This window comes from Undibacterium sp. TC9W (assembly GCF_049339865.1).
Taxonomy (GTDB): Bacteria; Pseudomonadota; Gammaproteobacteria; order Burkholderiales; family Burkholderiaceae_D; genus Undibacterium.
Map to the genome: position 1 here is coordinate 62,976 of NZ_JBMPPJ010000023.1, position 20,429 is coordinate 83,404.

Below are 20,429 nucleotides of genomic sequence, written 5' to 3' on the forward strand. Positions count from 1 at the left end.
GCTAGGCTGCGGGGTATCAGCCCAACACTGGGCCTCTGCAAACGTATACGGTATTTAAGCGCCGAGTGTTGGGCCGGGCCTCGCTAGGCTGATGAGGCGTAGCCCAACCTACGCCCGGCCCAACCTACGATTTTTTTCGGATCATGCCAAATCACAGAGTACACAGCACCAACAGCCACCAGCACGAATACCCCCAGCCACCCCATAATCCGTTAAAATCCTGTTGGCAATGTTTAATTCGGGAGCAAACCAGCGTCGCCAGTCTGTGTGCGCCTGCTTCCAGCACCATTTTTATTTACGGAGTCCCCATGTCCACCACAGCCAGCACAACCAATAACGTCGTCGAACTGCAAGCCAGCGATTTGCCTGCGCACTGCCCTAACCCGGCCATGCCGCTGTGGTCTTCGCACCCACGCGTCTATCTTGATTTGTCGCATGGCGGCACAGCCACTTGCTCTTATTGCGGCACGCAATACAAGCTGGCCGCAGGCGTAGTGCTCAAAGCCCACTAATCCACCGCCCCCGTCATGGCCGCTAAAAAACAGTTGAATGGCAGCGCCGACGAAGTCGAGGCGGCTTTTTATGATGCACTGAGCCGTGCCGATCTCGATGGCATGATGGCCCTGTGGGCCGAGGATGAAGAGATAGTTTGCATCCACCCCGGTGCAACCAGGCTGATAGGCCATGCAGCCATACGCAGTTCCTGGGAAGCGATCTTCGAGCGCGGCAGCGTGCAGATACGTCCTTTGCAGTTGCATGCGACCCACAATATGCTGACAGCGGTCCATAGCATCGTCGAAGAATTCCAGCGCCCCAGCGACAGCAGCCAGGATGTACATATCCTGGCTACCAATGTGTATGTCAAGACCCCGCGTGGCTGGCGCATTACCATGCACCACGCCTCGGTCGCGTCTGGCAAGCCGCCGCTGGACATGTTCAAGGCCAGCACCCTGCATTGATGAAGTTTGCATGAAATACCTCTCCCCTCGCTGGTTACCCGGTGGCCATTTACAAACCATCTATCCGGCCTTGTTTATCAACAAGCCGGTGACACCGCTACGGCGCGAACGCTGGACCACGCCGGACAATGATTTTGTCGATATCGATTTTCTTGATGGCGAACCCGGCAAACCCATGGTTGTACTTTTCCATGGCCTTGAAGGTTCCAGCGACAGCCATTATGCGCGCGCGATGATGGCCGCCCTTGCTGACAAAGGCTGGTCGGGCGCGATACCGCATTTTCGGGGATGCTCAGGTGAGCTGAACCAGGCACCGCGCTTTTATCATTCTGGTGATGCGCAAGAGATAGACTGGATCATAGAACGGCTGTACCAACAGTTCCATCATCGTCATGATGGTGGCAAGTTTTATGCGGCGGGTGTTTCTCTCGGTGGCAATGCGTTGTTGCGCTGGCTCGGTGAATCGCAACACCATGCAGATATCGTCAATGCAGCCTGCGCAGTTTCTGCCCCGCTCGATCTGGCGCAGGGTGGTGCTTCGCTGTCGAGCGGTTTCAACATGATCTATACCCGCATGTTTTTGAAGACACTGAAACCCAAGTGCCTGCAAAAGCTCAACCAGTTCCCTGGCCTGTTCAACCGTGACGCCATGCTCAATGCGCGTGACCTGTACGAGTTTGACAATGTCGTCACCGCGCCGCTGCATGGTTATCTAGATACCGATGATTACTGGCACAGGGCCAGCGCCAAGCATATACTGAACGATATCACAGTGCCGACGCTGGTGCTCAATGCCAGGAATGATCCCTTCCTGCCCGCGCAGCATTTGCCCACCCAGGCGGCCAAATGCGTGACACTGGATTATCCTGAGCATGGCGGCCATGTCGGATTTGCGGCAGGCAAGGTACCCGGCCATTTGAACTGGCTACCGCAAAAGATACTGCAATTTTTTGAGGCGAATAGCTGATGGATGAAATCGTCAAGGCAGCCATGGCCAAATGGCCGAACGTACCGCATTGCTACGGCTGGCTGGCACTCGATGCGCGCGGCAACTGGCGCATGCGCGACGAGCGCAGCCAGGCCTTGAACCTGCAGGGTGACCCCATACGCAATACCGCCCTGCTGGCCTTCATCACCCGCAATTATCTGTGCAATGAAGAGGGTTGCTGGTATTTCCAGAATGGCCCACAACGTGTATATGTCGATCTGGAAGCGACACCTTATATCGCCAACACTACGGTAGATGGCAGCTTCGTACTACAACATGGTGAACAGGCTTTCACACCCGAACTCGCCTTCCTCGACCCGCAAGGCAGGCTGCAACTCAGCAGTGGCAATATCCTGGCGCAGCTTGACGACCGCGACCTCGCGCTATGCCTGCCCTGGCTGACACTGGGCGAACAGCCAGTCAGTGATGAAGCACTATTGCAATGGCTGGAAGATGCCAGCACACCTGGCGACTTGCAATTGCGCCCACCCGGCATGGCTGGATTACATGTGGAAGTGCAGCGCTGTGAAGAGGGGCAATTGATGCGGGAATTTGGTTTTGTGGCGCGTCCGAGGGAAAACAGTAATTAAGCCAACGTAAACACACTATCCTGCTCTGCCAACATATAACAAAAATGAACAGATACCTGTCTTTATTCCTGAGCTCGCTTTTTGTCATCGCGAACGCCTCTGGTGCAACAGCACTTGATTTATACCTGGGCCCCAAACTGCCAACAGAACAACTCGCCAAAATCAATAATCCTGATGCGATTATTAATTTTGTAGATGAATTGGGATCACAAGGTCTGCCAAGCAATGAAGCACTTGCTTTACCTGGCAAACACGTCATCAGTATTCAGAGCAAGACTTCCAGAGATGCCATCGCCATGTATGTCATGTTTGAGGCTGGCAAGGAATACAATATTGTTCCGCGCTATCTGGACAATCTCTGGCGGCCTGAGGTGGTAGAAAAACTGTCCGGCAAAACAGTCAGCTGGATGGGTTTTATACCAGTCACCGACTTGAAGGCTGGAGCCAGTCGCGCGCAGATAGAGGAAATGTTCGAGGGCCAAACCATTCGCGCAAGTTACTCTTACGAGTACAAAAAGATTCTGTATCGAGCGGTACATTACAATGTCTTTCCCAAGAATTCTGTCAATGACCGCAAAGGCGCAGGTACTGATTTTGTCTTCATCTACCGTCCTGACGACACCGTGTTCTTCAGCGGAACATTTACCGGTAATTTACTCAGATCAAACGACCCTGAAATTCAAAAAATGCTGCCCATGATCAAAGAAGGATGGGCGAACGCTGTTTATGGGCCACCTGTGGTCAAATAGAACCACAAAAAAACAAGCACCACCGTCATCGATACTGATGCCTGATATTGAAGCAGGAGCATGCGGGTAATTCAGCATTTTCATGCCACGCAAGTCATTGCACGGCAGACCTCTGCACCAGGACAAAACATTCTTAACAGGACTTACGCAAAATTGTCCCAGCAAGGCGTAGCGACGAAGACAGTACTTTAGTACGGCTAGTCGCTGCAACGCAGCTGGGGCGGTTTTGCGTAAGTCCTACTTAATCAAACGCAATCTTCACCAAGAATTGCGTCCATCCCCAGCGCCTGTCACACAAACTTAACTATATTTAATTGTTATCCGCTGATAAGATGTGGGACTTTTTTTCTTCTGGATTCCATCCATGTCTATACGCAAAACCTTCGCGCCTTTTGCCTTTTTTGGCCTCATGCTGCTGGCAGCCATGCAACCAGCTCAGGCGGTGGAGCAACTTGCTCCGGGCTTTAGCAAGATTCCCAAAGGCAGCACTGTACTCATCATGCCCAGTGACATAGAACTGTATTCACTGAGTGCAGGTGGCGTTCCTGAACCCAAGGCAGACTGGACTGAAGCGGCTACCAGGTATTTTGCCAAGGCTCTGATAGAGAAAAAGAATAAATTTGGCTTGAATACTGTCACCCTCAATGCACAGGATGCGGACGCCACGGCTGAGGTCAACGCCTTGCATGGTGCAGTTGCGCAGGCGATCAACCTCCACCACTTCAGCTCCTCCTCGTTATACTTGCCGACCAAGGCAGGTGCGCTTGACTGGTCATTGGGAGATTCTGTACAAGTCCTTCGCGAAAAAACCCAGGCAGACTATGCAATATTTACCTGGGTCAGGGATAGCTATGCCAGCGCCGAGCGCAAGGCTGCCATGATCGCCATGGCCATCTTTGGCGTAGGCCTGACAGGCGGCATGCAAGTCGGCTATGCCTCGCTGGTTGATCTGCGCACTGGCCGGATACTCTGGTTCAATAAATTGATCAGCGGTTCAGGCGACATGCGCGAACTGGATAAGGCCAGAAACACCGTGGACAACTTGCTCGACAAGTTCCCGGTGAAACCATGAAATACCGCAAGGGTAAACACCTGCTCTGTATTGCCCTGGGCTTGAGCCTGGGTCTGAGCAGTATCACCGCCAGCGCCCAGGCTTTGTATCAGGTGCCTGGCCGTTTCTTACGTCCTGAGATCAGCACTGACGAAGGTGGTCTGTGGTCCATGATGGACAGGGAAGAAACCAAATTGCGCCGCAGCCCCTTTGTCTTGAAAGACAAAGAGTTTACGCAATATGTACAAGCAGTGACCTGCAAGCTGGCGCCAGAACATTGCCCGGACATCCGGGTGCACATCGTCAGAAATCATTATTTCAACGCCAACATGGCGCCAAATGGCATGATGCAAGTCTGGTCTGGCCTGATGCTGCGTGCAGACAATGAGGCGCAACTGGCTTCTGTATTGGGACATGAGATAGGCCATTACCTTGAGCGGCATACCTTGTCCAATTTGCGCGACATCAAGAGCCGTGCCGCCTTTGGGCAGTTCCTCGGTTTGTTTGGTTTGATTGGTGCACTGGGCCAGGTCGGTTTGCTTGCCGGACAATTTTCGTTTTCGAGGGAGCATGAAAGCGATGCCGACAGGATAGGTATCGTACTGCTGCATAACGCTCACTATGATACGACTGAAGCTGCAAAAATCTGGGAAAACCTGCGTGAAGAGAGCAAGGCAGGTCCGCTGGGTGACCCGGCTAAAAACAGCCCCATGTTTGCCACTCACCCGCCCATCCATGAGCGCAAGGAAAAGCTGGAGCAATATGCGGCGCTGCTCAATACCCAGGGCAGCAATAACCAGCAAGAATGGCTGGAGCGTACCGCACCATTCCTGCATGACTGGCTGGTCGATGAAATCAAACGTGGCAGCTATGCCGAATCCCTGGTCCTGTTTGAACGCCTGTCAGTGCGTCAAGTGAAACAGGCGGAATACCTGTGGGCCAAGGCTGAAATACTGCGTTTGCGCAATCAGGACAAGGATGCTGACCTGGCACTGACTCAGTATCAGGCGGCCATCGCAGCAGGCAATGAACCTGCCGAAACACACCGTGGCATGGGTTTGATCTGGCGTCAAAAAGGCAATAAAGACCAGGCAAAACTATGCTTTGAACAGTACCTGCAAAGTGCACCCGAAGCGGGCGATGCACTCATGATTAAAAGTTACATAGAGGATTTGAATACATGAATTTTTTTAAGAAACTCTCAGTCCTGGGACTGGTACTCGCATTAAGTGCCTGCGTCACCACAACCAAAGTAGAGTCCGGCACACGCCTGATTGGCGACAAACTCAATCTGACGCTGGAAGGTGCCTGGAACCAGGTCAGTGCCAGTGGCATGAATGGTCCACACCGCGATACCTGGACCATGGAAGGTTTGCCGGTAGATAAGCTGCTGGTGTATTCAGGCCTGCGGGATGGTGAGCCTGTGCACCCGCCAGAAGAATCGAACAAGGATAAAAAAGTGTTCGCATTTAAACCGGGCATGCAAAATGAACAGATCATTGCCTTGTTTGAAGGTGCGCTGACACGTGACAGTTCTACCTTCAAATTACTGAAAATGGAGCCCAGCCAGTTTGGCGGCACCAAAGGTTTTCATTTTGAATTCAGCCTTTTGCGCAAACTTGACAATCTCGAAATCCTTGGCAGCGCAGATGTATCTGTCGTCAATGGGCAGCTGTATGCGATCATGTACCAGGCACCAAAGCTGGTGTTTTACCCACGACATATAGAGCGGGTGAAGCGCATCGTACAAAGCGCCAGGATAGGTTAACTCACTGAAGTAAGCTAAATAAAGCCGGCGATGCCGGCTTTATTTTTACCCCCGCCTGACGCAAGCAATCAACTGCCATCTGCCTTGGCCGGTTTATCGCCGGTACCGCGTACATTGATCTTGACGATGCTTTGCAAGAAATCAAACCAGAACGGTGCCCCCAGGCTGACGGCAAATGCTGTGACGAGACAACCCAGTAGCGCCATGCCGCAAGGGAAGCTGGCAAAGAAACTTTGAAAGCCAAACATGGTGAGTACATCAGCAGTGATGGCCGGGGTTGTCGTTGCACCTTTTTCTATGGCTGCTGCGGCAGCCGCTGCAGCCTGATCCCTGAGCACAGGGCTGACCCACAAGGCGCTGCCAACGGCAAAGGCATCGAGCTTCATGCCCACGGCCAGTATTGCCCCCAGGCCCAGGCTCAGGTAACCTGCATAGCGCTTGTAGCGGCCTGAGAGGCGGTCCATGGATTCATCAAACCAGGTGGCCACTTCCTGCTCTACCTTGGTGACATCACCCTGGGCACGACTGACGGCGAGTTGCAGCACGCTTTTCAGATTGCCGGCTGGTAAATTATCCACGGCAATATCAAGGCGGTTGAAAGCGTCTTTGGAAGCATCCCCTGCCCCACCCAGCACATGAATGGTTGCCGCAGCAAAACTGGTCGATGAAATATAAGAGAGTTTGCCATCGAGCGGCGATACACGCGGATGATTGACGATGGCCTGTATGACAGGATCAAGATTCTTTTTTTGCTCCAGCAATTCATTGATGCCTGAAGAGAGCGTATTGGCCCTGAGCTTCAAGGCCGTGGCAATGAATTCCTGTATTGCGGTGACGAACAGCGATACCGCAAGAAAAAACAGGGCGATACCGATGGCCGTTTCCAATACCTGGCTACCAAACATGATAAGTTCCTTTTTTCGATGTTGCCAACGGAGCTGCACAACAAGATTGCTTAATAAGTTTGCTTAATAAGTTTGCTTAATAAGTTTACTTAAGGCAGACCTTGCATTGCTCCTGCGTTTTGTTATTCAAATTAAATTCATTTGGGTAAATTCATTTGGGATTGAGCAGTTTTGAGTCCCGCGTTGCAGCCTGCACCACTTTAACTACCTTGTCTGCGGCCTTGCTGCTCGCTATGCCTATCACTACTTTGTAAGCCTGCCGTGCCAACCAGCCTGCACTATCGACATCAGCAGCCACCCGCAGCAACTTGTCTGTCCTTGCCTCTATCTGGTCTTCAAGACTGGCAGGGTCAAATTTGCCCGGTATCTCGGGCGATGGCTGTTCAGCCAGGGCAGAACCGTACAAGGGGATGATGGGAATCTCAAACTTGCCGCTGTTGGGCGGGGTCTCTACCGCCGGAGGTTTAAGGGCATTGAACACGGTATTGACGGGTTCCAGCGTAAACCAGGATTTTAAAAAAGCCTGGCAATTCCTGCGGCCCAGCATGTAGTCATGTTCACGGTATTGCCGCGAGAAAAAGCCAAGGAAAGCCGCCAGGCCGGATGAGGCAATCGCATCACCACCTGTCAGTGGATCGCCTTTCGCATTCTTGCGGCTGGGCGTGATCAAAAAGCGGCTAAAGTCACTGCCATCAGTAAAAGCCGCCAGGTCTGCCGAATTGAAACGGTTATTCTGGATCAGGCAATTAATGGTGGGGAACAGGATGCTCGCCAAATCGGCCTTGGGCAAGGCTGCAAAATTGGGCACATCGGTAAATGGGTCTATCAGCACGATGGCACGGTTGACCATGCTGCCACTGGTTTGGCGGGTTGGTGCGATACCTGCCAGCACATCATGCGCGAGGCCTATCGGTGCATTGTCGGTGCAACCGCCATCGAGAGAAACAAAGGCATACTTGCTGCCTGCATCGCTATCGGGCTGTACAAACAAGGACCATTCCGGCACCAGCCATTGCGGGCTGTAAACGCCCTGCCCGCTATTCGGCAAGATGTAGCGGTAAGCATAATGCCCGGCTGGCCTGGCGATCTGCACAGCAGGCAAACCCACAGGAAAAGCCGCCGTACCCAGCGCATAACTGGACATGCCAGACCAGGCCAGCATGTCCTGAGTCTGATTACCAACCTCAAAACTATCTGGCGCCAGCGCATATTGTGGTGTTGGCAGTGCACCCTGGATATCAATGGCGAAACGCACAAAATCAGCGTGATTGACAAAGTACTCGGCGCGGCCAGTCTGGCCGGAAAACATCTGCTTGTAAGGGATACCCGCAACATTCGTATAAGTCAGTATCACCGGCAAAGGATTGGCCACATATTGCCGCGCTGCAGCCAGCCCGCTGTCAAATGAAATACCGCTGGCTGCCGCTGCCGCAAGCGGTTTGCCAGACAATAATGAGGTGATCGTCGTTGCGCCGTCAAGATCATCGGTCGCCAGCAAACCATCTATATCGATGGCATTGACCCATATTTGATAGAACGGATTCTTTGCCCTCAGCTCAGGCGCGGTCTGCACACTCGCTGGCGGATAGACATAACTGAGGGCACGTGACAACAGCACGGCATTGACACCACCACCAGAAGTACCAGTGACCGCCCTGATCAAGACTTTGTGACGTGGCACGGTTGGCGCACCGGGGTTGTCTTTGTCATCTTGTACAATCGCCGCCGCCCAGGCATCCAGTGCCTCAATCAGAAAATCCAGCACCCCCGCTGTATAACAACCGGCAGACACCGTGCCGCCGAGCACCAGGGCCAGCTCAAAGGTATGTGCAGCAGGCCCAGGCTGGGTCAGCGGGAATATCTTGTCAACGGCCACCTGTGGCGTAACTGGATAAGTTGCTTCAGACAAAATACACTCCTCGATATAAGTGACTAATGACATGTGACTAATGACAAGTGGCTGCATCTCAAAATTGACTCGCGCCCTCTCGCCAAAAAGCCCAACATGGAAATAGCAGCACAAGGAGACATGCCCTGCTGTTGGGCACGGACATGTTCCACTTTAGCTGGCTGATTTTTCAGAGAGATGACATTTTACAAACAAAGCAAAGATAACATTTGCTTACAAAAAAGTCACTTTATTCAAGATGAGTGTTGTGTGTATTCACACAAGCCTTGTGCAGAGGGATGTGAATTGATCGTCGATCGAGAGTGTCAAGATCTAGCTTTGCGATCTGCAGTCTGGTCGCCCAATCAGTGACTGCAGTCACAGATTATTCAACATCAGGCAAGCCCGTACTCCTGCTTTTCAGTACCGCCGCAAACACCTGCGCCAGCTCTGCTGCGTCTTCACCTGCATGGTGGGTATGCGGCAAGCCCTCAAGATTAAGCGCGTATTTGATCTTGCCCTTGCGGCTTTCCACCCACTCACAGCCTGTCAGACCCATCCAGTAGCTGCGCAAATCCACGCCCGAGCCGGTAGAGCCAAAGGGGCTGGCACCAACGTATCTCATAAAGTACCAGTGCACATACATGCCATCCCACACTGCCGGTGCCGCCAGAAAAACGGGCCTGCCTATCTTGCGCAGAGAATTCACCCAGTCATAAGCTGCACGTATTGCCACTGAGGCTTCAGGCGCATGGTCTATCAGATGCTGCCTGTCCAGGCCGGAGACGGCCAGTGCAGCGGGATCAAATTCATCAGAGATGGGCTTGAGTTCAGTATAAAACGTCAGCTCAGGATGCCCAGCCACCGCCATGCCCAGAGAGATCATGCTGTACGGGCCAGGGATAGGCCCATCGGCCTCTACATCAACGGCAATAAAAATTTCTGGCAATTTTTTATTCTCTGCTGTCATGCCTCGCTCCTTTTTGTTTGTCTTTAGCGCTCTAACATGGTGGCTTATTGCAGTCTTTTCCAGCCCTCTTCGACAATCACCCAGGAAATATCTTCAGGATCAGCACTGGAACCTGGGCGCATCGCCAGGCAAGAAGCGATGAGCGCACTGTTACCGCGCCACAAGCCAAAGCGGTTGCGCACGAGCATGCCCCAAAGAACGGCATGGTCTTTCAGTTCTGCGTATTTTGTCTTGCGCAAAGCCTGCTTGCTGTTGTTATCAAGCATAGCCAGGAATTGGCCTACTGCTTGCCCGCAACTTGCAGGCCATGATGATGCATCAGGATAGGGGCGGCAGGTTTTGTCGTTGACATCGTCAGTACGCATGCACATGGCGGTGGCCGGATCATAACTGGGCCTGCCCGGCTCTGCCGTTGCGTCAAGTTGCGCCTGTGCCGCGCTGGATAAAAACATGGCTGCAATCACGGCCAGATGCATCTTGCCTGTTGTTGTTTTCATGTTTGTGTCTCCACAAAAAACTGGCGGCGCAGGCAGGTGAGCTGATTGCCGCGTGGGCAAGGACGCAAGGACAGCGCCCACTATAAGCAGTTTTAAATCCAGCTCAATGCTAAGCGACCTAACCGACCACTCAGTGAAGCTTTTTCCAGATTTGCTGGATGATGATCATGGAAATATGGTCAGGGTGGCGATCACCGTCGTTATCAAGTGCCATACAAGAATCCGTCAGCGCCACATTGCCGCGCCACAGACCCGTGCTATTACGTATGCCCATGCCCCATCCGTCGTGGAACTGAATCAGGTTTTCATACGTTGAATCCCGCGTGCGCTGCTTGCTGGCTTCATCGAGCCTGGCCAATATGTTGGTCGCTGCCTGTTCACAGGTCGTTGGCCAGGTATCGGCATCCGCATAGCGCTTGCATTGCTTGTCGTAGCCATTTTTTCCCGGTGTGGCGCAAGTAGCGACAGCACCGCTGGCGCTAGCCGGATCAACTGCAGCGGTAGGTGCCGGAACAGGTACAGACTGCGCCCATACCACATTGGCGCCCATCATGATGACAGCAGCAAAGCCAGAACAAATGCCTGCACGTGTAATGCTCATAAACTTCCCCTTCAAAATGTGCCAACTCAAAATATTAAAAAATGTTAAAAGTACTAAACAGGCATCATACATGAAATAAAGGAAAGTACTTGCGTTTTGACAATCATTCTTCTTGCCAAGGGCCATCGTCCCACCAGAACTGCGCAAGAATGGTGGCCACGTCATAGCTGCTATCGTCACCGTCCCGGTAAACAGTGATGCCCAATTGAGTAGCCAGTTCCAGTCCGTAGGTTTTAAACGCGGCTTTCACGTCCTGCGAAACATTTCCTGGATAGACTGCAAAGCACACCAGTTGATCCCCTTCATCAATCGCCAGCAACTGCCGCGCCACTACTTTTCCCTGCTCATTACGGGCATACAAGACCTGCTTGTTCACGTCAAGCAAACAGGCAACCGCAGAATAATCACACAAACCACCAATACCTAAACAACTGCCTGCATAAGTGCCCATCATGAGAACTTCAAAAGGATCATGTTCAAATGCCAGTGCCAAATCACCTTGTGTCGTTTGCACTTTGCATTGCAGCCCTGCTTGCCATGCCGCCTGCTGTGCACGCGGGTGTCTGGCATACCAGGCCTGATTAAGCGGGTGCTGGATATGATTCAAAGTATTACCATCTCTGGCGTGGCCGAGAAATCGTCGCAAGCCCTTGCGATTATTACGACTAGAAAATTTATCCAGCCCCGCCAGCAGGCGCAGGGCATGTCTGGCAGATGCCGACGTGTCACGCAAGTTGAAAGAAGCATCCATTTCTACCCAAAGTGCAGCAGTCAGAGCGCGCAAACGCAACGTTGGCAATCTCGACAAACTGAGCCTGCAATGTCTGGTGATTTGCTGCGGCGATAAACTCAACCCGCCTTCAAGATATTCGCGCAAGCGGCGTGGCAAGGGGCTATCCAGACCAGCTTCTTTACTCAAGTCCAGCATGCGCTGGCAAGCTTCCAATGGTGGCATTGCATGCCAGTCCAGCGCAAACCAATCAGTATTAAGGAATTTTTTCATGAAGAGTTGCCGACGCTCGAAATGCAAACTGCCCAGCAGATTGCAAGTCTTGAAAAACCTGGCTGGCGCAGCCATCAAAGAAGTTCGCAAGAACGCCGGGGCCAGGTTTAAGAAGGAATAACTGCCAGAAGTCAGCAAATTCATATTGTCTTCGCGACGGCATGCAAGTTCCAATTGTCGCCAGACGCTATCGTCAATGGTAATAATTTCTGCTCGTTTATCTACCGGCCAGGTCTCGACGATGTTCACAAAGCTATGGCCATAATCAATTTCAGCCTTAAACGGCGGCAAGCATAATTTATGCATGAGTGGCAAAAAATCCTGCACTGCTTGTGGCAAACTCCGCGCATCATCCCAGCCGCCAATAAAGCGACGCCACATCAGTGCCAGCTTGTTTTGTCTGTCGGCAGGCAGGCTGATCAGTACATCATGACAGGCAGAAAACAGCGTCAGATACACTTGCCACTTGGCCTGCATTTTTTCTTTTTCATCTTCATTCATAAAAATGTAGAAGACATGAAGCCAGGTATCGGCGGCGGGCTCACTCAACTTTTCCCATTGGGTTTCACGCAGATAATGTGCGAGACCGGGAAATTTGGCGCAATAGTCCCACAAAGACACCCGGGACTTGATACCCACAGCTTTACAGGCTCTTGCTATCGCTTCCAATGGTACATCCTGACAATCATGACTGGTCGTCAGCACATAGTCGCGCAATTCGCTGATATCACTCGCCTCATATAGCAGGCAACCCGTGAGGCTATATTCCACACTGACTTGCCTGCTCAGGTTGCGCAAAATATTGCACAGGTAAAATTCAAAGCGTGCATCATCTTCTGTTTCTTCTGTTTCTTCTGTTTCTTCTGTTAGATAATGCAGGCGCATGAGCTGGTCAGCAGTCATCTGCTGAGGCGACAAACTCCCCTGCACTTCCCGCATCACTACAGTCAGGAAAATCGTTTGCCGGTTTTCTGGCAAGAGCAAAGCGAGCTCTGCCGCGTGAGCATTATCCGTGTTCATGGCACACAGGCGAGCCAGTACGGCCAGTTTTTGCGAGCGTGCAATGTCATCTGCATGCTGGCTGCTGTGCTGATGCCATATTTGCAGCCAGGCCAGTTGCAAGTCTGCACTGCTTGCACGCAATTGCCACAGCAAGCAACGGCGAAATGCTTCTGGCAAGACGGGCAATTCTTGTGCTGGCCTGTTCCAGTGATGCAAATACAGAGTGGCACTGCTGGGTATAAGCCCGGCAGCCAGCGACATCACCTGCCCCTGCGCATCCAGCACGGGTAAGGCAGCAAAAACATGGCGCGCAAAGAAAGCATCGAGCAAACGTGCATCTGCCAGCCAGTGACACAAGTCCAGTGCAGGCTGCGCAGGCTTTGGTGGCTGGTATTTGGTACCGCGAAAAGCACGCGGGTGGGCTGCAGTCGCCACCGGCTTCCTGGGCACCCTGGCTTGCGGAAGCGCCACCACGCTGGCATTGCCAGCATCAGGCACGGTCATCCAGAACACCCGCCAGAAAGCAGGCCAGACGCTGCGCAAGTCGGTAGCAGCTTGCAGACTAAACCAGTCCGCCAGCAAGCTGTGCGCCTGTGGAAACAGCCGCACATCCAGTGCGGCGAGCTCCACCTGCCGCAAAGCAGGCTGGACTACGCCATCGACTTCATCACTGAGCAAGGCAACGATGCCCTGAGGCTGACGCAGCAGGCTGATTAAAATGGATTTGACCGTTTGCAGGACAGGCGGCTGAACCGCTGCCCTGTCTTTGACAGGTTTGCTTGATGACATGTGAACACAAAATAAAAATCCAGGGATGGCATGCACACACAAACAGGCATCACAGTGCAAACGCACATGCAAGCAACCTGCTCAGGCACTTCCGGGATGAAACCAGTCCTGCAAAGGGTGGCTTCAGATTTTCATTTTTTATTTCACATCTGAGGAATGAATGGTTTAATTGATATATGGATCGACAGCCAGAGTGGCCATCGAGTTGCTGCATATTATAAATTAATCTGCTACAGCTTGGGCAGCATCTTTTTTTCCCGTGATTCGCTGCAAATTGACTCCCGTTCAATCCTGGATGCTGGCCAATCTCAACAGTGCAACCAGTTAATCTGAGGATGAAATACGCCAGACATCATCCCATGAACTTTGCCAATAGCTAGGATATTTTTGCCGCATCGTCTGCAAAAAAAAATCCAGTTCTTCAATCACCTCAAAACGCAACAGCCCTAGCGGTGGCTTGGGCCCTTTATTCAACCTATCAATAGCGCCTGCTCTACATGCGCGGGCGGCTTGTATGAATACGGGCCATTCCAGGCGGCGAATCAGATGTGCGCGTAAGGCATTCACGAGATCAACATGGCGCTGACCACGATTCATCGCATCGTAATCCTTTGGGTAATTCCCAAACACATAGGGATACGAAATTTGCAAAGAAAAATCATCGGAATTCGGGCTCATAGCGAGAAAATCAAGCGAGGCTCCCTTGTCCAAATCCTCCAATACATTTTCCAGCATTTCTATCTGCATGCTGTCTTTCCTGGCAGTCTCGGCCCCGCCGTACATATTCCTGAAAAGAATAGCTTCTTCGTGTTCATGAGCACCGAGAAAGCGCTCTTGCCAATCTGTATTGAGCAATTGCTCATCATCAAATGGCCTGACAAAGAAGATGCCGCGCTCTGCCATATACTCATGTAATACCTGGGTCAAATTCGCTCTTGCATCAGGGGTTTTCGGAATTAAGTAGCTGTGGAACCAAAGAGGATTAAGTGGGCGCTCTTTTTTATTGAAACCTGTGGATTGGGGGTTCAATAAACCACCATCAAATGCAAGCAGGCCATGGGGTATATCCTGCTCGGTCAGGCCATGTGATAGCAGTTCTTTTTTAAATTTGACCCGAGTCTGTTTATCCGTGAAAAAAGACTGCGTCCATGATGCCTGTTGCGGCCCGACATCCACAGCAATTTCTGCTGTGTCATAACTGCTACGGGGAACAGAAACCAGCACATGATTGCCTGGCGCTACCAAAATGGCTGCAGTCCAGGGCAGTTTTTCAAAATCCAGGAAATACAACATCAATTTATCATTGGCCCGCAACTCCTCCTCAGCCCAGTGAAGTTGGGGTCTTTTCAAATCGCTAAATTGAATATCTTTAATTGAAAGCAGCAGTGGACGTCTCATTTCTCTTTGTATGATCTGACAGCAGTAGCTCGCATCCTGGGCCTGTTGTCGCCAGTCAGGCATTGATGTTCACTATTGTACTTGTCACTTCACCGCGATCTCATCGATATAAATACCGAGCACAGAGCGACGCCCTTTGACCACAACCCGGTCACCAGGAATGGGCTGGCGGCCAACGATGGTATGTTCCATGCAGATAGTGGCGGCAAACTCTGGAGCACCCGCGCGGAGGGTTTGATCACACATGCCCAGCTTGGGTTTCAGGCGTCCTAAAGAACTTACGGTAGCTTCTACAACGACCGCCTCACTATTGAATGCCCAGCCAGCCAAGGCAGACAAGGCGATAGGGCTGCGTAATATGACGAAAGTCAATAAGCAAGCCATGAGAGGCAGTATGACGAATTGACGTAAGACTGGCGAGGGATAGCGATACGCCAAATTAGCCTGATGCGTGCGGTCATAGCACCCGTAAAGCACAAAAGGAAACAACACCACCGCAACAATCCAGGGTAAAGAGGTGGCATAAAAATGCTCGCCGGCAAAGACAAAATTATCACTCAAATTAAACCCGTAGAGCAAACACGCGATGCACAGACACGACAGCGCGAATAGGTACTTTTGCCTGCTGGTCATGGGCTTTCTGTCCATGAACTTGATTGACCATTCTTCACGCGGGCGGGCCAGTCTCTCTTCTGCAATTTTGCCAGCGACGACTACCTGCTCTTCCAGCAGACGGATTTTTTCTGCCTGCTGTTTTTTCAGCAGCTCACTTTGAGTTTCGTTTGTTTGCACTATTCATCACTCTTTATTCTGTTATAGCCATATCAAGGCCTTAGCGCTTTGAGCTAACCAGACTCACCCATTCTCTTTCAGGACTTAATTTGACCGACTTGATGAATTGTGCAAAACCTCCATAGATACCTGCTGGCGGCCTATGTTTCGTCGCCTTCCATTCCTGCTGCGAGCATACAAAGCAAACGTCGAGCTTGCTGCTCAGCTTGCCCTGGGCATAAAAATAAACCGTATGATGGGGATCAAAAACACAGGCGGCGAATGCCTGCTGGGTTTCATCAGATACCTGCTCAATCGCGGCAATGAAGTTTTCACGGTCGCGTGCAGTCAATGCCACGCTGCGATAGACCCTTTCTTTTTGCGCGGGTGATTGCCCTGCCTGTATGAAATCCATCTCGGACGAATGTTCGGTCACGACGATCTTGCTGGATTGTCGTATCGCATTGATCAAATCTGCCTTATAGGCTGCACCCTCACCTGCATCATTCTTTTCAGAAGAGCAGGCGAACAACAGGCCACAAAGCGCTAGGACCAGATATTGCCGAACTGATCGCCCATGCTGAAGAAATTGCCGCATCATGTATTAACGCCGCTTCTTCTCTTCTGCCAGTTGTTCCTTGTGCTTCTCTTTCCATTCACGCTCACGGGCATCAATGACGGACAGTTCATAATACTGCGCATCTTTTTCGCGTCGGGCAATGTCCAGTTGTTGCAGGGCGGCGGCGAGGTTATTTTCTATGCCATAAGCCTCGGCCAGGGCAACATGTTGGGCTGCTTGTTTGCCCTGGGCGGCATAGACCTTGGCCAGCAGGTTGTAGAGTTGCGCTTCTTGCCGGTACAGTACGATCTGGTCACGCAAGAAAACAGCCGCCTGCTCTTCTTTGCTGTCGGCCAGCAGGGCCTCGGCATATTGCACGGCCACACCGCGTGAGAGCGGCAGATCACGCATGGCTTTTTCTGCCTCTTTGACGGCGGCGGCAGTTTGCTTGTCACCGATCAGGATGTCGATGGACATATCGACATACATATTGCTATAAGTGAGCATGCTTTTGTATGCGGGTATCTGTTCCAGCATTTTGCGCGATTGATCCAGCAATTTGCGGGCGGTAGCAAAGTCCAGACGCTTGTAGGCGATAAAGGCCTGTCCGTATTTGGCAGTAATCTGGTCTTCGAGTTTGCCGGTTTTGGCCTGGGTGTCAAAAAAGGTGCTGGCATCCATCAGCCCCTGAGTGCTGCTGTCTTGCAATACCCTGATCCTCGCCTTGGTGAGCAAAAACTCCAGGCTATCTGCATGCTGGCGGTAGCGCTGCTCTGACAGGCGCGATTGTATGTCGGCTATCCTTTCGCTGGTCAGCGGGTGGCTGCGCAAAAACGGTGGCAGGTTATCGTTATAGTTGCGCATGGAACTTTGCAGGCGGCCAAAAAAATTGACCATGCCCGACGGGTCAAAGCCGGAGTCCCGCAAAATCTGGAAGCCTACGCGGTCAGCCTCACGCTCGGCATCGCGGCCAAAATTCAATTGCTTTTGTATCGCCAGGCCCTGCCCCCCCGTGGCAATCGCCATCGCAGCATCAGGGCTGCTACGCGCGGCCAGCACGGCCAGCGCCAGTGCCGCCAGCGGGATCAGGGCATCGCCACGCTGGCTGGTCAGCATGCGGGCGATATGGCGCTGGGCCACGTGACCTATCTCATGGCCCATGACCGAGGCCAGCTCGGATTCAGATTGTGCCGCCAGGATCAGGCCAGAATGAAAACCAATAAAACCACCAGGAAAGGCAAAGGCGTTCAGCACCGGATCACGCACGGCAAAAAATTCAAAATTGAAATTAGTTTCGCCACGGGCATCTGGCCGCGCTTCCAGCATCTTGTTGCCGAGACGGTTCAGGTATTCACTGACCGGGGCATCGTCCATATAGTCAGGGTCGCGCCTGACCACGCTCATGATTTGCTCACCGAGCTTGCGTTCTGCCAGTGGTGACAGGTCTTCACGCGAAGTGTCGCCCAAAGTTGGCAGGTTTTGTGCCTGGACCAGTGCAGGCGACAGATTGGCACTCCCCAGGCCAACGGCCAGCAAAACCGCCAGCCGCAAGGCTGACATGGCTGGCAGGCGAAAAACACGTCGCAAGGGGTTCTCAATGCTATGATACTTGGACACTAATAGCTTCCTTATTTGTCAGGACTTACGAAAAACCGCCCCAGCTGCGTTGCAGCGCCTGCATCTAGCAAGATTCGGTACTAAAGTACTGTCTTCGTCGCTACGACATAGCTGGGGTTTCAGGCAACATGTTGCCTGCCAGCAAAGCGACCATCCCACGCTGGGGATGGTTCTCAAAAGCGATAGCCTTGCTGGGACAATTTTTCGTAAGTCCTGTTCTAGTTTTACACGTTTTTTACACAATTATGAGCACAGATACAAGCAAAACAGAACAGGCCCACGAATTGCCAGCCAAACTGACCCATTTTGACGCAAGTGGTCAGGCTCATATGGTGGATGTTGGCAATAAAAACAATAGTCACCGCATCGCCGTTGCCCGTGGTCATATCCGCATGCAGGCAGCCACACTGGCCATCATCGAGCAGGGCAATGCCAAGAAAGGCGATGTCATCGGCATAGCCCGCATTGCCGCCATCATGGCTGCCAAACGCACCAGCGACCTCATCCCGCTGTGCCACCCGCTGGCACTGACCCGCGTCACTGTTGATTTTAGCATTGATGCAAGTCACAACACTGTTACATGCGAGGCCCAGGTTGAAACAGTGGGTAAAACCGGCGTCGAAATGGAAGCCCTTACCGCAGTGCAAGTTGGCCTCCTGACAATTTACGATATGTGTAAAGCTGCCGACCGTGGCATGGTCATGACCGACATACGGGTGCTGGAGAAGCACGGCGGCAAATCCGGCGACTGGGTAGCGGATATCGACAAATGACAGCCAAACCAGCCACTTTGCTGGCGGTGGATGTGCATTACAGCAGCGACGAAGCTGGTGAAAGCGCCTGCGTTGCCGGTGTCGTCTTCCACAACTGGGATGACGACAAACCGGCAAAAACCTGCATCAGCCACATCCGCAACGTTGCCAACTATGTGCCCGGTGAATTTTATAAACGCGAGCTGCCCTGCATCCTGCAATTGCTGGCGGAACATGACCTGCAGCCAGACTGCATCATCATTGATGGCTATGTTTATCTGGATGGCACCAGCAAACCCGGCCTGGGCTGCTACCTGCACGAGGCGCTGGCCGGCAAGGCCAGCATCATCGGCGTTGCCAAGTCCTCTTTCTCGGCGATAGATGCATCGTTCGGCATCTGCCGGGGCGAGAGCATCAAGCCCCTGTACATCACCAGCCTGGGCATGGACCTGGCGACAGCCCAGGCCAGCATAGCCGCCATGCATGGCGAATACCGGCTGCCAACTTTGTTGAAGCAGGTCGATCAACTGTGCCGTGAAGCGGGGGATAAGCCTGCTGCCAATACCTGAAACCCTGGCCTTGCACCCTGACATGGCAGGCAAGCAGCATCACCACCAAGGACAACAGCAGATTTATAGAGAAACCAGACACAATGAAAAACAGCCTGCTCATCTTGTCTTGCCCCGCCTGCGGAGAAACCGCCTGCTCTGCCAGCCACAAAGCCCTGACCACTTTGTGCGGCTTGCCCGTGCGATGCAAAAACTGCCATCGCAGCCTTAGCTGCCACTGGCACATTGCTTTAGTTCTGGGAACGCTGACAGGGAACAGCTGGTTTGGTGCTGCTATTTTCTGGATACTTTCTTATCAAACCCTTGCTTTGATTTTTCTGTTTCTGCCCATAGCTGCCGCCATACCGCTAGTATTGCGTGCCAGATTTTATGAAAGGAAAAAGCGACAGTTTTTTCGCAGTGAATGAAAGTGACATGCCTTGACCCGGATTAAATACCTGATTTTTGAAGAGAAATAAGCATGCTTATATTTACCAATTATGAAGAAGAAAATAAATATGTTTTTAAAACTAGATTCAACTACTGATTCAAATGGTTTGAAATTTAAGCTGGTTTACCAATTGGATGTTTATTTCCGAGAAAACCCTGATGTGGTGGTTAACGCACAAAAGATACAGTTGGATCCAGATAGACCAGCATTGGGAATTAAAGGAACTCATGGTTTATTGGGTAGCGATGAATGGTGGAGAAATATTCGAAATGGAGTAATTTCGAGCCAGGAGGTTACAGCTACTGTCATCGATATTTTTGCGCCTGGTCGCCCTAGTGATAGTAAAAAGGATTCCGAAATGCAACTGCTTTTGCCGGATGGAAGCTTGACAACTTTATCTATGATGGCGAATGACCCAAGAGATTTTGGCCTATTTAAAATAGGATGAGCCTGTAAATAAAAGTGTGTAAGTAATTCTGGCAGATGAAGCTCCTATAATGAGGAATTGCCAAAATGACGACAAACGCAATGGAAAGAAGCAAACTGCAGGCGCTGGCCAAAGAGCTGGCGAAA

General features: G+C 51.9%; 22 protein-coding genes. 12 read left to right on the top strand and 10 right to left on the bottom strand.

The window, feature by feature from the left end:
• Window positions 1-308: 308 nt before the first annotated feature.
• The 8 genes from ACO0LN_RS24760 (at window position 309) to ACO0LN_RS24795 (ending at window position 6,105) form a co-directional block, all read left to right on the top strand.
• Entirely contained in the window at window positions 309-512 is a 204-nt protein-coding gene (locus ACO0LN_RS24760) for a zinc-finger domain-containing protein (RefSeq protein WP_162059981.1), read from the top strand.
• Between the two features lie 15 nt (window positions 513-527).
• Window positions 528-959 carry a YybH family protein gene (locus tag ACO0LN_RS24765; RefSeq protein WP_162059982.1) on the top strand — a complete coding sequence of 144 codons (432 nt, stop codon included), beginning with the start codon at window positions 528-530 and terminating at the stop codon, window positions 957-959.
• Between the two features lie 10 nt (window positions 960-969).
• Complete coding sequence (locus ACO0LN_RS24770) at window positions 970-1,926, top strand: YheT family hydrolase (protein ID WP_422978483.1); 957 nt, start codon at window positions 970-972, stop codon at window positions 1,924-1,926.
• Window positions 1,926-2,537, top strand: coding sequence for a DUF2946 family protein (locus ACO0LN_RS24775; RefSeq protein ID WP_422978485.1), 612 nt, complete (start codon window positions 1,926-1,928; stop codon window positions 2,535-2,537). The genes ACO0LN_RS24770 and ACO0LN_RS24775 overlap by 1 nt, the downstream gene beginning before the upstream one ends.
• Before the next feature lie 44 nt (window positions 2,538-2,581).
• Window positions 2,582-3,286, top strand: coding sequence for a hypothetical protein (locus tag ACO0LN_RS24780; protein WP_422978487.1), 705 nt, complete (start codon window positions 2,582-2,584; stop codon window positions 3,284-3,286).
• A 364-nt stretch (window positions 3,287-3,650) separates the two neighbouring features.
• Window positions 3,651-4,358, top strand: a complete 708-nt coding sequence (locus ACO0LN_RS24785) for a hypothetical protein (RefSeq protein WP_162042502.1) — start codon at window positions 3,651-3,653, stop codon at window positions 4,356-4,358.
• Window positions 4,355-5,521 carry a M48 family metalloprotease gene (locus tag ACO0LN_RS24790; protein ID WP_422978489.1) on the top strand — a complete coding sequence of 389 codons (1,167 nt, stop codon included), beginning with the start codon at window positions 4,355-4,357 and terminating at the stop codon, window positions 5,519-5,521. The genes ACO0LN_RS24785 and ACO0LN_RS24790 overlap by 4 nt, the downstream gene beginning before the upstream one ends.
• On the top strand, window positions 5,518-6,105 hold the full coding sequence (locus ACO0LN_RS24795; protein WP_422953745.1) for a hypothetical protein: 588 nt from the start codon (window positions 5,518-5,520) through the stop codon (window positions 6,103-6,105). The genes ACO0LN_RS24790 and ACO0LN_RS24795 overlap by 4 nt, the downstream gene beginning before the upstream one ends.
• A gap of 68 nt (window positions 6,106-6,173) precedes the next feature.
• On the opposite strand, the gene ACO0LN_RS24800 is transcribed toward ACO0LN_RS24795, so the two are convergent.
• From ACO0LN_RS24800 to ACO0LN_RS24845, 10 genes are all read right to left on the bottom strand, one after another.
• Entirely contained in the window at window positions 6,174-7,010 is an 837-nt protein-coding gene (locus ACO0LN_RS24800) for a hypothetical protein (protein ID WP_422978491.1), read from the bottom strand.
• Between the two features lie 151 nt (window positions 7,011-7,161).
• Window positions 7,162-8,919 (bottom strand): patatin-like phospholipase family protein, encoded by a 1,758-nt coding sequence (locus ACO0LN_RS24805; RefSeq protein ID WP_422978493.1) that lies wholly within the window; start codon window positions 8,917-8,919, stop codon window positions 7,162-7,164.
• A 364-nt stretch (window positions 8,920-9,283) separates the two neighbouring features.
• Window positions 9,284-9,868: a hypothetical protein gene (locus ACO0LN_RS24810; protein WP_422978495.1), complete on the bottom strand. Its 585-nt coding sequence runs from the start codon at window positions 9,866-9,868 to the stop codon at window positions 9,284-9,286.
• A gap of 44 nt (window positions 9,869-9,912) precedes the next feature.
• Window positions 9,913-10,365, bottom strand: a complete 453-nt coding sequence (locus tag ACO0LN_RS24815; protein ID WP_422978497.1) for a DUF6794 domain-containing protein — start codon at window positions 10,363-10,365, stop codon at window positions 9,913-9,915.
• Window positions 10,366-10,495: 130 nt separating this feature from the next.
• Window positions 10,496-10,966: a DUF6794 domain-containing protein gene (locus ACO0LN_RS24820; protein ID WP_422978499.1), complete on the bottom strand. Its 471-nt coding sequence runs from the start codon at window positions 10,964-10,966 to the stop codon at window positions 10,496-10,498.
• Between the two features lie 103 nt (window positions 10,967-11,069).
• On the bottom strand, window positions 11,070-13,760 hold the full coding sequence (locus ACO0LN_RS24825) for a hypothetical protein (protein WP_422978501.1): 2,691 nt from the start codon (window positions 13,758-13,760) through the stop codon (window positions 11,070-11,072).
• A 324-nt stretch (window positions 13,761-14,084) separates the two neighbouring features.
• Entirely contained in the window at window positions 14,085-15,158 is a 1,074-nt protein-coding gene (locus ACO0LN_RS24830; RefSeq protein ID WP_422978503.1) for a hypothetical protein, read from the bottom strand.
• 84 nt (window positions 15,159-15,242) lie between these two features.
• Complete coding sequence (locus tag ACO0LN_RS24835) at window positions 15,243-15,950, bottom strand: hypothetical protein (protein WP_422978505.1); 708 nt, start codon at window positions 15,948-15,950, stop codon at window positions 15,243-15,245.
• Between the two features lie 40 nt (window positions 15,951-15,990).
• The gene (locus ACO0LN_RS24840) at window positions 15,991-16,527 is read right to left on the bottom strand and encodes a hypothetical protein (RefSeq protein ID WP_422978507.1); all 537 of its coding nucleotides are present in this window, start codon (window positions 16,525-16,527) and stop codon (window positions 15,991-15,993) included.
• 6 nt (window positions 16,528-16,533) lie between these two features.
• Complete coding sequence (locus tag ACO0LN_RS24845; protein ID WP_422978509.1) at window positions 16,534-18,075, bottom strand: M48 family metallopeptidase; 1,542 nt, start codon at window positions 18,073-18,075, stop codon at window positions 16,534-16,536.
• A gap of 275 nt (window positions 18,076-18,350) precedes the next feature.
• Between ACO0LN_RS24845 and moaC the strand changes: the two genes are divergently transcribed.
• The 4 genes from moaC to ACO0LN_RS24865 all read left to right on the top strand — a co-directional run bounded on the left by moaC (window position 18,351) and on the right by ACO0LN_RS24865 (window position 20,304).
• A complete protein-coding gene (gene moaC, locus ACO0LN_RS24850; protein WP_422978511.1) occupies window positions 18,351-18,878 on the top strand; it encodes a cyclic pyranopterin monophosphate synthase MoaC in 528 nt (175 codons plus the stop codon).
• Window positions 18,875-19,426 carry an endonuclease V gene (locus tag ACO0LN_RS24855; protein WP_422978513.1) on the top strand — a complete coding sequence of 184 codons (552 nt, stop codon included), beginning with the start codon at window positions 18,875-18,877 and terminating at the stop codon, window positions 19,424-19,426. Before moaC ends, ACO0LN_RS24855 begins: the two co-directional genes overlap by 4 nt.
• Before the next feature lie 83 nt (window positions 19,427-19,509).
• Window positions 19,510-19,833: a hypothetical protein gene (locus ACO0LN_RS24860; protein ID WP_422978515.1), complete on the top strand. Its 324-nt coding sequence runs from the start codon at window positions 19,510-19,512 to the stop codon at window positions 19,831-19,833.
• Window positions 19,834-19,905: 72 nt separating this feature from the next.
• Window positions 19,906-20,304, top strand: a complete 399-nt coding sequence (locus ACO0LN_RS24865) for a hypothetical protein (RefSeq protein ID WP_422978517.1) — start codon at window positions 19,906-19,908, stop codon at window positions 20,302-20,304.
• The last annotated feature ends 125 nt before the right edge of the window (window positions 20,305-20,429 follow it).